At 47.5% G+C, this 13,959-nt stretch carries 11 protein-coding genes; 6 read left to right on the top strand and 5 right to left on the bottom strand.

All coding sequences use genetic code 11. The annotated features are described in order from the left end of the window. Window positions 1-705: 705 nt before the first annotated feature. Window positions 706-1,767 (top strand): HD-GYP domain-containing protein, encoded by a 1,062-nt coding sequence (locus V6C21_RS03600; protein ID WP_045085784.1) that lies wholly within the window; start codon window positions 706-708, stop codon window positions 1,765-1,767. A gap of 86 nt (window positions 1,768-1,853) precedes the next feature. On the opposite strand, the gene V6C21_RS03595 is transcribed toward V6C21_RS03600, so the two are convergent. The 3 genes from V6C21_RS03595 to V6C21_RS03585 form a co-directional block, all read right to left on the bottom strand. Continuing rightward, window positions 1,854-3,044 carry a DNA polymerase IV gene (locus V6C21_RS03595; protein WP_034842587.1) on the bottom strand — a complete coding sequence of 397 codons (1,191 nt, stop codon included), beginning with the start codon at window positions 3,042-3,044 and terminating at the stop codon, window positions 1,854-1,856. A 245-nt stretch (window positions 3,045-3,289) separates the two neighbouring features. Beyond that, a complete protein-coding gene (locus tag V6C21_RS03590) occupies window positions 3,290-4,078 on the bottom strand; it encodes an amidohydrolase family protein (protein WP_479268353.1) in 789 nt (262 codons plus the stop codon). A gap of 88 nt (window positions 4,079-4,166) precedes the next feature. Further along, the gene (locus tag V6C21_RS03585) at window positions 4,167-4,934 is read right to left on the bottom strand and encodes a heparan-alpha-glucosaminide N-acetyltransferase (protein ID WP_479268352.1); all 768 of its coding nucleotides are present in this window, start codon (window positions 4,932-4,934) and stop codon (window positions 4,167-4,169) included. 253 nt (window positions 4,935-5,187) lie between these two features. Between V6C21_RS03585 and alr the strand changes: the two genes are divergently transcribed. The 5 genes from alr (at window position 5,188) to nrdG (ending at window position 11,969) form a co-directional block, all read left to right on the top strand. Further along, complete coding sequence (gene alr / locus V6C21_RS03580; protein ID WP_045085781.1) at window positions 5,188-6,369, top strand: alanine racemase; 1,182 nt, start codon at window positions 5,188-5,190, stop codon at window positions 6,367-6,369. Between the two features lie 53 nt (window positions 6,370-6,422). Then, window positions 6,423-7,088: a metallophosphoesterase family protein gene (locus V6C21_RS03575; RefSeq protein ID WP_045085780.1), complete on the top strand. Its 666-nt coding sequence runs from the start codon at window positions 6,423-6,425 to the stop codon at window positions 7,086-7,088. Between the two features lie 173 nt (window positions 7,089-7,261). Beyond that, the gene (locus tag V6C21_RS03570) at window positions 7,262-8,401 is read left to right on the top strand and encodes an exonuclease SbcCD subunit D (protein WP_479268351.1); all 1,140 of its coding nucleotides are present in this window, start codon (window positions 7,262-7,264) and stop codon (window positions 8,399-8,401) included. Beyond that, a complete protein-coding gene (locus tag V6C21_RS03565) occupies window positions 8,398-11,451 on the top strand; it encodes an AAA family ATPase (RefSeq protein ID WP_479268350.1) in 3,054 nt (1,017 codons plus the stop codon). Before V6C21_RS03570 ends, V6C21_RS03565 begins: the two co-directional genes overlap by 4 nt. A gap of 11 nt (window positions 11,452-11,462) precedes the next feature. Further along, window positions 11,463-11,969: an anaerobic ribonucleoside-triphosphate reductase activating protein gene (gene nrdG, locus V6C21_RS03560; RefSeq protein ID WP_479268349.1), complete on the top strand. Its 507-nt coding sequence runs from the start codon at window positions 11,463-11,465 to the stop codon at window positions 11,967-11,969. A 40-nt stretch (window positions 11,970-12,009) separates the two neighbouring features. On the opposite strand, the gene V6C21_RS03555 is transcribed toward nrdG, so the two are convergent. Both V6C21_RS03555 and prmA read right to left on the bottom strand, forming a co-directional pair. After that, entirely contained in the window at window positions 12,010-12,741 is a 732-nt protein-coding gene (locus V6C21_RS03555) for a 16S rRNA (uracil(1498)-N(3))-methyltransferase (protein WP_034842605.1), read from the bottom strand. Between the two features lie 19 nt (window positions 12,742-12,760). Further along, a complete protein-coding gene (prmA, locus tag V6C21_RS03550) occupies window positions 12,761-13,708 on the bottom strand; it encodes a 50S ribosomal protein L11 methyltransferase (protein WP_034842607.1) in 948 nt (315 codons plus the stop codon). Between the last annotated feature and the right edge of the window lie 251 nt (window positions 13,709-13,959).

Here is a 13,959-nt window from a genome sequence, read left to right as displayed (position 1 = left end):
TGTCTACATCAAATAAACTCCTTTCATTTTTCAAATGTTTGAGAGGGAGTAAATAAAGTACTTTTAGGAAACATGGTTTATTAGGGATAAGGAAATACCCTGTAGGCCATGTTTTTTGTTTAGAAGTTTTAAGGGATAAGGAACAAGGAATAAGGCTAAAAGCCAGAAAAATCAATGGATTAGAAGATTGAATGGAAAAGAAAATGGAATGAAAAATGGGTAAAATCTCTCCTTAACCCTTCCCCCTTAACCCTCAATACTAAAAGCACTTTATTTTCATTTTTTGCCCTAAAAATTGAGGAATGAAAGGACTTTAGGAAGTAAGGAATAAGGAAAAAGGAATTAAATGGGAAATTGGAAGAGAATAACAAGCCAGTATTCTCAAGGGTTTGAGGGCTGTCTATAAAAGGACTTTATTTGAAAAGGGAAAGAAGTTTGTTTGAGGTGCATAAAGGTAATTTTTATTATCTTAATAGCCGTCGCTTTTTACACTTTTTTAAATATTCAGAACGAAAAATAACGTCAGAAATTGCCTTGCTGTATAAATAATTGTCATATATGCAGCGAATGTGCCGACCTAAAAAAGGCGGCTTATACAATATGCGTCTGAATATTACTTAAGTAAAAATTGAATAGACATTTTATTACATTTCAATTTATCTCACTGACATTACAATCTATTCATCATCACAGAGGTAACCAAACATGAGATATATCAATGTATCGAAAATAAAGGAAGGCATGCTTCTGGGCCAAGATATTTTTGATACTAATGGATTCCTGCTGTTAAGACGGGGACAGCCGCTGCATAGGACATATATTGACAGGCTTCACAAAATTGGGATAAATGGGCTGTACATTGAAGATGAATTGACTGATGATATTAAAATAACGCCGGTGGTTAAACCCGAAACCAGGATGAATGCGGTCAAGAATATCCGGACTATGTATTTAAAGGCCGCGTCAAATTGGGGTGAAACCGACAATGTTGTTGATGAGGCCGTAGCTGCCGTGCAGCATATAGCCGATGAGATATTTTTCTGCGCAAAACCGATTTATGATATTTATGAATTTAAAACCGAGAAAGATTATAGATACTATCATACGATCAATATGACGACGATCGCCATGATAATTGGAACCGGCCTGAATATGAAAAAGCAGGAATTAAGGATGCTCGGCATATGTGCTGCATTCTGCGATATCGGACTTAATAATTACGACCAGGAACTCCTCGAGAGCAGCAACAGCCTTTCAGAAGAGGAAATCAACGCGATAAAAAATCATCCTGTAACCGGTTTTTCTATGTTAAGCGAGAAACGAGGAATTCATGCAAGAATTAGGCAGGGAGTATTACATCATCACGAAAGATGGAACGGAACTGGCTATCCGGGGCACCTGAAAGGTGACCAAATCAGCCTTTTTGCAAGAATTATCGCGATAGCAGATGTTTACGACGCCTTAATTTCAAACAGGCCCTATCGCCCCGCAGTAATGCCTTATGAGGCCTTTGAGTATATCATGGCTAACGGCGGCATACTTTTTGACCCGGATATCGTAAAGGTGTTTACCAGAAAGGTAGCGGCTTTTCCGGTGGGAACAAAAATAATGCTGAGCAACGGCAACAAAGGTTATGTAAAATTCAATTACTCCGATTGCGCGCTTCGTCCAGTCGTTAAAGTATTTGACAGAAAAGAAATGAAGATCATCGACTTAAAAAACGACCCGGGTGCACTTAACTTGACAATACAATCAGCGGCGGAGTAAAGCGGGGAATCCGCAGCCGATTGCCGGCGTTTATAAAAGAATTATTGCTGGTTTTGATATGCTGTCTTTTGTTTTAAGGCAGCACTTTATTTTTTGTTTTTCCTTTTATTCTCGAGCAGCGACGCACGCTTTACAGTATTGTAGCCGAACCGTTCGCGCAAGGTGTCGATGGTCTTTTCAAGTTTTTCTTCTTTTGCGTCAGCGGAGATGGTGTCAGAAAAGAATGAGAGCTGTTCCGGCATGTCGCCTCCGAATCCGCTTATCGAAACGCCGATAAGACGCACAGGGCGTCCGGTCCAGTTTTTTTCAAGCAGGGCTGCAGCCGCATTGCTTATTTCCTTAGTAAGATATGTCGCCGGGATTTGGGATTGGCGCGTTATACAAGTAAAATCGGAATACTTGAGGGTCAACTGAACAGTAGTGCCTTTTTTGTTATGGCGCCGAGCGTCTGCCCCAACCTCTTCTGACAGCGCGAGGATAACGCTGCGGGCTTCTTCTATGTCCGTGATGTCCCGCGGCATGGTTGTCGAGCGTCCTATTGATTTCATCGAATTCCGGACGATGGGAGTCACCGGGTCGTTGTCCTCGCCGTTTGCGAGCGCGAAAAGCTCTCTGCCGTATTTTCCAAAGTTTCTCGGCAGTATATCTTTGCCGTAAGTGGCCATGTCACCTATTGTATATAATCCGAGAGAGTTCAGTTTCGAGGCAGTTTTGGCCCCGACGCCGTACATTGCGCTGACGGGAAGCGGCCAAAGTTTTTCTTTGATTTCACTTTGCCAAAGCTCGGTGATACCGAGCGGTTTTTTCATATCGGACGCCATCTTTGCCAAAAATTTGTTCTCCGATATGCCTATCGAGCACCAAAGACCGAGTTTAGAGAGGATCTCGTCCATTATTTTCTTTGCTGCGGCGGAAGGCTCGCCGAATAACCTGTCGCTGCCGGTCATGTCGAGCCAAGCCTCATCGATACTGTTTTGCTGTAGGACCGGAGTATAGGAGCTTAAGATATCCATAACGCGGGAAGACACTTCGCTGTAGAAATGGTGGTCGGGTTTCAGCAAAATGATGTCGGGGCAGCGTTTTCGGGCTTCCCCGATTGTCATTGTGGTTTTAACCCCATATGCCCGCGCCTCATAATTTGCCGTAAGAATGATTCCGCTGCGTTTTTTGGGGTCACCGGCTACAGCGGCAGGCTTTGAGCGGATTTCAGGGTGGCGCATCTGCTCACAGCTGATATAAAAAGCATTCATATCAACAAGAAAAACAACTCTGCGCATAAGACCCTCCGGTAAAGAACCTGCATGTATAATAATTACCCATTATTATATCATTTTTTATAGATAAGGTATGATTTTCTGCAAAAATATAGGTAGGTTCTTGAGCTTCAAAATGTTTGCCGTTTGGCTTGAGAGAATAGATAATCGCCATTTGGCTTTCTTTCGCATGATAATACCCATTGGGGCATACGTAGTACAAAACAAAAAAGGCTGCCGCATTGCGGCAGCCCTTTTGTCTATCTTTTTCAGATATCAAGGCCGAGAAGCCTTTTCGCATTTTCAAATAATATCTTGTTGTTTTCCTCTTCAGTAAGCCCTAAACTTAAAAACCGTTCAAGCTCATCCTTGTGTCTGGTAAGCGGGTAATCGGTGCCAAACAAAACCTTATCGACGCCGTGTTTTCTTATAATATTGACTGCCCTTTCTTTCGGCAGCGCCCATATAGAGCTGGACGTGTCGATATAGCAGTTTCTCCCGATTATATATTTCTCTGCCTCGTCCCATTCAGAGTAGCCGCCGAGATGAGCGGATATAACAGTCAGGTTTGGATACCGGTCGAGTACGTTTGCGAGCCGCCTCGGTGACGTAAAATCGGTGTTTTTGTCGCCGGTATGTATCAGAACGGGCATTTTGCCTTCAATGGCTTTATAGATGATATCCATGGACGGGTCGTCCACATAATAGCCCTGAAAATCAGGATGGAGTTTAAGACCGCGCAGACCGAGGGAACGGATACGGTCCAGTTCCTTTAAAATCCCGCCTTCATATGCGGGATGAATCGTTCCGAACCCGAAGATGTTTTCTGATAGGTGCGCCGCTATCCAGTTGTTTACGTTTTCGACTTGCGTCGGCTTTGTGGCCACCGCATGCACCAGCAAATATCCGACCCCTCCGCTTCGTGCCGAATCCAAAAGGTCGTCCATTGTGCCGCTGCCTTGACAGTTGACATTGTAATAATTATTGAGAAAGTCAACAGATTTTATCGCAACTTTTTCAGGATAGGCGTGGGAGTGAAAATCAAAAATCCTGCGCATTAAAAAGGCCTCCATACAGACAAAAACAAATCTTTTGCAAAAATATCCTATATAAATATTCTATCGCATATGTCAAACAGCATGCAGGTTACTTAAAAAATACATTGAAAATAACGTAAAGCAGGCCGTAAATAATGGGCTGATGCAGAACGTAGATGAGCAGCGTATTGCGCCCCGCCGCTGCGAGGAAAGGCACGCGGACGGTATAGAACTTTTCGGGAAGGCGGCGGTTTTTTATAGGAACGCCGATAACCGTTCCTATGAGGAACATAAAAAACCACGGTATCATCGGGAAATAATCGGCTGAAAAGAAGTTGGCGTCAGGAAAACCGAGCGCATAGAGATGGGGCGTGTTCTGCAAAAATTCCGGAAGTGCTATGCCGATAATGCCGGGGAACCCGATGACATGGGATTCAGGCATTGTAAAAGTTATGGCAAACAAAAATGACCAGATGACAAAGGCGACTTTGCGCGGAATACGGTCGCATGCCGGCTTTATCAGTTCAAAAAGCAATATCGCAATGCCCATAAAATGCAGGATACCGAAATAAATTGACTGGCTCGGTATAAATATAACCGTCACCGCGGTAACAACAAGGCCGAAAAACAGTACCCTTAAGCCGCGCTTTATATTGTTGTGGGAAAACCTTGAGGATATGCCCGCAAGGAGGATGAACGCCCAGGTGAACGGCTGGCGCACTATTTCGAACAGCAGGGTGTCAAGTATCGGGATATGATACCCGAAGATATCGTCAATGTCATAGAGCGCGTGATAAAATACCATTGCGAGGATGGCGACGCCCCTTATAGCGTCGAGCGAATCTATTCGGTTGTTCTTATGAATTATGACACCCACTGTTTTTACCGCCTTTTCAGATAATTGTCCTGTATAGATTTCAATTATATACGAAAACGCGTGTAACTGGCAAGCACGAGACCCCAAATCCAATTTTTAATTTTAACCGTTTTGAGTTGATTTTTAGGCCCCAAGTAATATAATTATAAATATGTACTTTTGTTAATTTTGGATATATAGATACTTGCACAGAGCCAAACGGTATTGTACTGTTTTGACTTGCTAATTTTTTTGACTACCGGAGGTAATTTAATTGTCCTGCTTTCTTAAAAGAACTTGGGCTGAGGTTGACGCCGACTGTTTAGCGCACAACTATCATGCCATACGGAACTACATACATAAAGACTGCAAGTTGATGGCCATAGTCAAAGCCGACGCCTATGGGCATGGCGCGCCGTTTGTAGCCGGGGAATTTGAGGCACTCGGAGCGGATTATTTCGGCGTTTCCAATATGGAGGAGGCCTTGCAGCTCAGGGGCAGCGGCATCAAAAAACCGATACTGATACTTGGCTACACCCCCGCCGAATACGCCGGCGAGATGATTGCAAAAGGCATAACCCAGACAGTATTAAGTTTGCAGTACGCAAAGGAGCTTTCAAAGGCGGCTCAGAGCGCGGGCGGTACGCTGAAAGTTCATATAAAGATTGATACAGGCATGAGCCGTATAGGATTTCTTTATCACGACCCTGTAAAAAATGCCGGCAGCATTGATGAGATAATGGAGGTTTCAAACCTGCCCGCTCTTGACCTTGAGGGCATATTTACCCACTTTGCGGTATCCGACGAGCCTGAAAAGGATTTTACAAAAATCCAGTTCGAACGGTTTACTGACATTATACAAAAGCTTGGCGACAGAGGACTTAAATTCCGTTTGCGCCATTGCTGCAACAGCGCGGGGCTTCTCAATTTCCCGCAAATGCAGCTTGATATGGTGCGCCCAGGGATAATACTCTACGGTATGACGCCTGCTGAGGGGATGCCCCTGCCAATTGAATTAAAACCGGTAATGTCACTTAAAACGATTGTGTCGCAGGTGAAAACCCTTGAGAGCGGTACAGCGGTAAGCTACGGCATGAAATATGTAACCGACGGCAAAAAACGTGTGGCAACGCTTCCGGTAGGATATGCCGATGGGTTTGCCCGCAGCCTATCAAACAAGGCAGATGTTCTTATAGCCGGCAAGCGCGCGCGTATCATAGGGCGCGTCTGCATGGACCAATGTATGGCTGACGTTACTGATATTCCTGAAGCCGCCGAAAACAAGATTGTGACGGTTATCGGCAGGGACGGAGACAACTGCGTGACGATGGAGGAATTAGCTGATTTTATGGGGACAATCAACTATGAAACGGCCTGCCTTATCGGGAAACGCGTTCCTCGTGTTTTCTTAAAGGGCGGCAAAATCGTCGGCACGCAGAATTACATACTGCCTTAAATGCTTTATTTTAAGTCTTTGGCGTAATATGCGCCGGAATCGGGGGATTGCACTTGTTTTTTGTTACCGGTGATGTCCATGGTGACATAAAGGATTTTACCGGCCGCAAATACGGGCGGATAAAAAAGAACGACCATATAATAGTCTGCGGTGATTTTGGTCTTATATGGACTGGCGGAAAGGACGAGCTGCGCAGCCTTAAAAAGCTCGGAAAATCCAAACACGACATACTGTTTATTGACGGCGCACACGAGAATTTTGATTTGCTTTACAAATATCCGGTAACGATGTGGAACGGCGGTAAGGTGCATGTAATTTCAGGCAATCTTATTCACCTTATGCGCGGACAAGTCTATACCATCGACGGCAAAAAGATATTCACTTTCGGCGGCGGCGAAAGCACAGATTCTGATATGCGTATTCCCAATAGGTCATGGTGGAAAGAAGAGCTTCCGTCGGAGGAAGAAATGAAGGAAGGCATATCCAACCTCGTTGAAAACGACTGGAAGGTGGATTATATTATAACGCACGAGGCGCCCACGTCTTTCAGGAGATACCTTGAGGGCAAGGATTACGACTTAAATTCGCTCAATGTATATCTTGAATGTATTCGTCAGAAGTGCAAATATAAAAAATGGATTTTCGGCAACTACCATAAGAATTTCAGAATTTCGGCTCAAATCGAGACTGTGTTCGACAACGTAATAAAGCTTGAGTAATATTTCAGTTTAATAATGTTTAATTGGGGCTGTCTTAAACGCGCGAACAACCGCAATTGCCCGATATGACGGGGTTACCCCTTAAAGGGCATTTATCGGGCAATTCGTTGATGGGACAGCCCCTTTGGATTAATACTGCGGCGGCAGAATTAAGAATGGGGAGTGGCTCGCAAGTGAAAATTCTTCACACGTCCGACTGGCATTTAGGCAAGACTGTTATGGGGCGGTCAATGTTGCCTGAACAGGAGTATTTTATAGACAATGTGCTTTTGCCGGTTCTCGACGAGGAGCGCCCCGACGCACTGATTATCGCAGGTGATATTTTTGACCGTCAGGTGCCGCCCGCAGAAGCGGTCAAGCTTTTCAGCCGCACGGTCAAGGAGATTTGTTTGACAAGAAGAATAAAAACGGCTGTCATAGCAGGAAACCACGACGGCGCCGACAGGCTGGCTGTTTATGCCGAGCTGCTCCGCCCTCAGGGACTTTATATTTCAGCACGGCCGTTCGACACCGACCCTATTCTTATAGAAGATAAGGATACGGCGGTTTACATACACCTTTTGCCCTATTTTGACGCGGCGATAGCAAGGGATATCTTGGCGCGGGATGACATAAGGGGACAAAATGCCGCCTTTGCCGCCGTTATGGAACAGATAAAGCCTGTTAACGGCGCTGTCAATATCCTTGTCGCCCACTGTTTTGCGGCGGGCGGCGTCACCTGTGAGTCCGAATCGCCCCTCTCCGTCGGGGGAAGCGACGAGGTGGACCCGTCGTTGTTCGACAAGTTCGATTATGTGGCGCTCGGGCATCTTCATGGCCCGCAGCGCTCTGGCAAAAACGGCGCCTACAGCGGGTCTCCGCTGAAATACTCCTTTGACGAGGAACATCAGAAAAAATCACTTGTTCTGCTTGATATAAAGGACGGAACCATTGAACGCCGCCTTATCCCAATAAAACCGCTCCATGACATGCGCACAATAACCGGGACAATCAAAGATATAATCGGCGCGGCGCAAAAGGACAGCAATAGGGACGACTTTATTTATGCGAATCTGCTTGACACGCGGCCGGTCTTTGAACCGATGGCGCTGCTGCGGGAGCACTATCCCAATGTGCTTGGATTGCACCCGGGCTGGCTTGACCTGACGGCAGGCGACGGCGACCGCGAGAGCTTAAAACAGAATCTGCGCACCGGTTCGGGGGATAAGCTGCTTTTTGAGGAATTTCTGCGCCAGGTCTGCGGGATTGAGCCGAAAGAGGATGAGCTTCGTGTGTTCGATGAACTGATGGAAAAGGCGGGTGACGAGGTATGAAACCAAGAAAGATTATAATGCAGGCGTTCGGGCCGTATCTCGAAAATACCGAAATAGATTTCACGAAGCTCTACAAGAGCGGGCTGTTCCTGATTACGGGCGCAACCGGCTGCGGCAAGTCCACTATTCTTGACGCAATGTCATATGCGCTGTACGGGCGTGCCGCCGGCTCAATCCGTGACGTCAGGGACATGCGGACGGTCGGCGCACCGGACGACCTTGAAACAAAGGTCGTGTTCGAAATGGAGAAGGCGGGCACGGTCTATAAATTTGAACGCTCTATGCGGATTAGAAAAGTAAAAAGGCGCACCGGCGAAATAGACAAAGTGACCGATTACGAGGAAAACTGCTCTGTGATGGACGGGGGCGAGTGGAAGCTTCTTTGCTCCGGCGCGCAAATGAAGGACAAGGCCAAAGAACTGCTTGGCTTTTCAAACGAGCAGTTCTCGCAGGTAGTGGTGCTGCCCCAGGGAGAGTTTAGGAGGCTTTTGACGTCACCTTCTACGGAAAAGCAAAAAATCCTCGAGACGCTTTTCGGAACGGCGCGCTGGCAGGCCTTTTCAAAAGCGCTGGCGCAAAAAGCGAAATCGTTGGGAGATGAGCTGCAAAAGTGCGCGGACGAGACCATCACCCTTTGCAGAAGTGTAGAGTGTGAAAATGTAGAGCAGCTCGAGGAGGCTATACGCGCAGCAGGCGAACAGCTTGAGGGTTTAAATAAGGATATCGAGTCCCTTTTGAAACAATATAACAAAAAGCTCACGGAATTGCGCCGCGCGGAACAGATTGAAAATAAGTTCAGCGAGCTTGAGGCGGCGCGGCGGAATCTTGAAGAGCTTTCAAAAAAGAAGGATAGCATAGAGCAAAAAAGGGAGAGGCTTTCCCTGTCCGAAAAGGCGCGGGAACTGCTCCCGTACTATAATGCGTTCACCGAGTCAAAGACAACATTAAGTACAGCAAAGTCCCAGCTTGCGGAAGCCGAAAAGGCCCTTGAAGCCGCAAAGCTGGAGGCGAAAAAGGCCGAAGAGCAGGCCGCCTCGTGCGACGAGAAAGACCAGGAACTTAAGAAAATGGCGGGAGATATCGCGAGACTTGAGGGAATTCTGGAGCCGGCGCGGGCGCTTTGTGCCGCGGCGGCGGATCTCAAGAACAAGGGCAGCGAGGAAAAGAGCGCGCGGGAAAAGGCGGTTCTGGAATCGGAGAAGGTCAAAAGGCTGGAGTCGGAGATAGAGAAGCTTAAAGCGAGTATCCAGAAAGACAGGGAACAGTATATTGCACACCTGCCCGACCTGACTGCTGAGAAAAAGGAACTTGAGGCCAATATAGATGCGCTAAAGAACCTTGAAAAGCTGAAAAGTTCAGTTGATGAGCTTTCAAAAGAACTTAATAGAAAGCGTGCAGAGTATAAAGCGCTGAAGCAAAACCTTGAAAACGAGAAAAAGGCGCTTGAAGCTATGCAGGCGGCACTGGACTCCGACGCCGCATACCGCCTTTCACAGACGTTGGTTGACGGCGAAAAGTGTCCGGTCTGCGGCTCGGTTTCACACCCATGCCCCGCCACGGCTGTTACAGGTGTGCCGTCAAAAGAGGAGATTGAGACTCAAAAGACAATTGTCGATGGGCTTGAGAAAAAACACCAAGCTGTTCTAAAAGACGGCGCACAGATACGCGGTAAATTCGATTCTGCCAACAAACAGTACAAGGAACTGCTCTCCAAATGCGAAAACTTAAGTTACAGCTTGCCGGAAGCCCAACAGAGACTGGAAGCCGTCAAAAGGGCGCTGTCAGAGGCCAATGAGGCCGCGGAACGGGTAAAGAATTTAGAAGCGCAGCAAAAGAGGGCTGAGAATGAGCTTGCCGCAGCCCGCGAACAGTGCGAGAAGCTGAAAAAAGCGGCGGAAGACTCGTCAGCCGCTGTGACAGCGCTTAAAGAGAGATATTCATTGCTGACTGCCTCCGTTCCCGAAGAATTGAGGGACGCCGCTGAGGTCGAGCGAAAGATTAATGCGCTGAAAGAGCAGTGCGAGAGCATTTCACAGACTGTGAAAGCGCTCCGTGACCGGTTGGAAAAAGCGAAAAGCGCCCTTTCCGGTGCGCTCGAACGGCAAAAGGCAGCGCAGGATGTGGCAAAGACGGCGGAGGCCGCCTTTGAAAAGGCACAAAAGGAGTATATCGGCTGCCTTGAGAACCTGCATCTTCCGCGGGATACGGATGTGAAAGCGCTTACATTAACAGAAGAAGAGTATCAGGCATTAAAAGCTGAAATAGAATCCTTTGACCGGGAGATAAATCTGCAAAAGGACAAGGTAGTGTCGCTTAACAAGGAACTTTCCGGCGTATCCCGCCCCGACATCGAAAGCCTGCGGCGGAGTGAACAGGAGGCGAGGGAGCGCAACGCCGAAGCGCAGTCCCAGAAAGGCGCGCTTGAAGCAAGGCTCAAGAGCCTTGAAAATGTGAAGAAAAGCCTTAGGGAGAACGCGGAAAGGGAAGAGAAACTCAGGCAGGAATTCTCGCTTTACGACCACCTGAGCGGGCTTGCCAACGGCGGCAATCCTCTCAAAACGCCGATCCACCAGTTTGTGCTCGGCCTTATGCTCGACGATATTGTCGCGTGCGCCAATATCCATTTGTCACAGCTCAGCCGGGGGCGTTATACCCTCATAAGGGCTGCCTCGCCGACGCGGGGAAACGGCACAAAAGGCCTCGAACTCGCCGTCGGTGACGCATGGAGCGGCGGAGAGAGGGGTGTAAGCACACTTTCCGGCGGCGAGATGTTTTTGGCGTCGCTGTCGCTTGCCTTTGGGCTGTCCGATGTTGTGCAGTCCTATTCCGGCGGCATAAGGCTCGATTCGCTGTTCATTGACGAAGGGTTCGGCTCGCTCGACACCGAAACCCTTGAGACGGCGATGAACGCGCTTGAAAAGCTGCGCCTTTCCGGAAGGCTCATCGGGGTCATTTCCCATGTCGGTGAACTTCGCGAGCGCATAACCGCGCGTATAGACGTTATAAGGCGGCCGGACGGCACCTCGGACGCCAAGGTTATAACACCATAAAGGAGATTATTATGTCGGAGCTCAATATATCGGGAATTATCCGGGAATCCATTGTAGACGGGCCCGGTATTCGATTTGTTGTATTCGCGCAGGGCTGTCCGCACCATTGTCGGGACTGCCACAACCCTCAGACCTGGCCCTTTTCGGGTGGAAAGAAAGTGACACCCGAGAGGATCATGGCGGAGATAAAAAAAGACCCGCTTTTGACGGGGGTCACGCTGAGCGGCGGAGAGCCTTTCTGCCAGCCGAAGGCTATGGCCGAAATTGCGCGCCTTACGCATGAAGCCGGCCTTGATGTAGTAACCTTTACAGGTTATCTGTTTGAACACCTTGTCGAAAAAGCAAAGGAAGACGACGCCGTCAGGGATTTGTTAAACGAGACTGACGTGCTTGTGGACGGGCCGTTCATAGCGTCGCTTAAAAGCTATGATTTGAAGTTTCGCGGCTCTTCCAACCAGCGCGCTATTGATGTCAAGAAAAGCCTTGACGAGGGAAAAGTTATAACGGTGTGGGAATAAAAAGGGGCGCCCAAAGGGCGCCCTAAACTTTTATCGGCTTTTATAAATTTCCGGTTGCGTACATAATAACAGACAGGGCGGATAGCGGAGCTGTTTCCGTCCGTAAAATGCGGGGACCCATGCCCGCGGTCCGGATATTTCTTTCACGCGCAAAACTGACCTCGATATCGTCAAAACCGCCCTCGGGCCCTACCATTACGCCGAAAGTTTTTATGCCGATACAGCCGGAAAGCAGGTCACCCATCGTGCCTCCGCTGCGCTCATAGAGCATTATCGGCAAGTCCATGTCTTTTGCCATTTCGGCGGCGGTATAGAAGTCAACAGCGTCGGCAACTTTGGGCAGAATACCGCGCCCGCACTGCTTTGCCGCTTCGGCGGCTATCTTGTTCCAGCGCTCGATTTTGCGCAGCAGTGTTTTTTTGTCCGGCCTTGAAACACTCCTTCTGGTGATTACCGGCACTATCTCACTGACGCCGAGCTCAACACTCTTCTGGACAATTAAATCCATTTTGTCACCTTTGGGCAATCCCTGAAACAGCGTCACCTTGACTGTTGGCTCTGACAGGGACACAGTGCGTTCCAGAACATTAAGTGAGACTGCCGTCGGGCTTACTGACACAATTTCACATGTGTAATCAAAGCCGCGGCAATCGCATACGGTGAGGGGTTCACCGACCTTCATTCTCAAAACCTTGGCAATATGGGCGGCGTCTGCACCTACTATGGAAGCAGTATCTTTTATTTCTTCGGCGTCAATGAAAAATTTCGGCATGAATATAATTTCTCCTCAATTATTTCTTTTTGCAAGCGAGTGCTACCCAGCTTTTCTGATTTTTTGAATCGAATACATAAAGCCCGTTGTCGGCAAGGGCTTTTCTTACCTCTTCCTCACGGGAGTCAATGATTCCGGAAGCGACAAATATGCCGCCTAAAGCAAGATGCTGCGGGATATCCGGAATAAGCTGGATTATGACATCGGCCACAATATTTGCGGTAATAAGATTAAAGGTGCCGTCGACGTTGTCGGCAAGGTTTCCGAGCCTTGATATAAACCTGTCTTCAACGCCGTTTAAAGCGGCGTTTTCCATTGATGCTTTCACCGCAAGCTCGTCAATGTCGATACCGCAGGCGCTTTTTGCGCCCAGTTTCAGCGCAGTAACGGCAAGAATTCCGCTGCCTGTACCGATGTCGAGCATTCTCGTTTTTGGTGTGGTGAATTCTTCAACAAATTCGAGGCAAAGGCGAGTGGATTCATGTGTTCCTGTACCAAAAGCCGCCCCGGGATTGATTTTTACCGCCGTGACGCCGCTTGGCGCTTCGTACTGTTCCCATTCTGGTACGATGACCAACTGCCGGCTTATTTTGGTCGGTTTATAATACTGCTTCCAATTATCCGCCCATTCTTCTTCGGAAGTTGTTGAAAGTTCCACGTCCAGCCTGCCGAACTTGCCCTCTGTGTCAAACTTTTTCAGTTCCTGCATGCTTTCCTTAATCAGGCGTATGGTTTCCATTCCAGACGCGTTGTCGGCGACATATGCTTTTACTTTGGTTTCGCCGGACATCTTTTCTGAAACAGATTCGTCTATATAATCCCAGTTCGGCGTATTTTCAGCTACAAATTCTTCAAAGTCCTGTTTGTCTTCGATTTCAACGCCGTTTATGCCCAGTGTATACAGCCTGCCTGTAACTGGATCTATACCCTCATGGGTTGTATAAATCGTTATTGCTTTAAAATTCATATTTACCTCCGTAATATTGCAAACCGCATAAAACGGTTAATATTTCAAAAAACCTCAGACTCTATTATTATAGTATTATTTTTTTTATAGAACAAGATTAAGGATTTTATTATATCTTTTACAGATGTAGGATTACAATAGATGTGTTACACTAGCGGATAAAAAAAGATAGCGAATAGGAAAAGCCTGTGCTATAGTTGAGCTGCAACCCACCAACAAAGCAAGGAGGTTTCCTATTCGCTATGAATAAG

It is taken from the genome of [Clostridium] cellulosi (genome assembly GCF_036762875.1).
GTDB lineage: Bacteria > Bacillota > Clostridia > Oscillospirales > Ethanoligenentaceae > Ruminiclostridium_D > Ruminiclostridium_D cellulosi.
The sequence above is the reverse complement of the archived record's forward strand: the minus strand, read 5'-3'. Positions and strand labels throughout refer to the sequence as shown.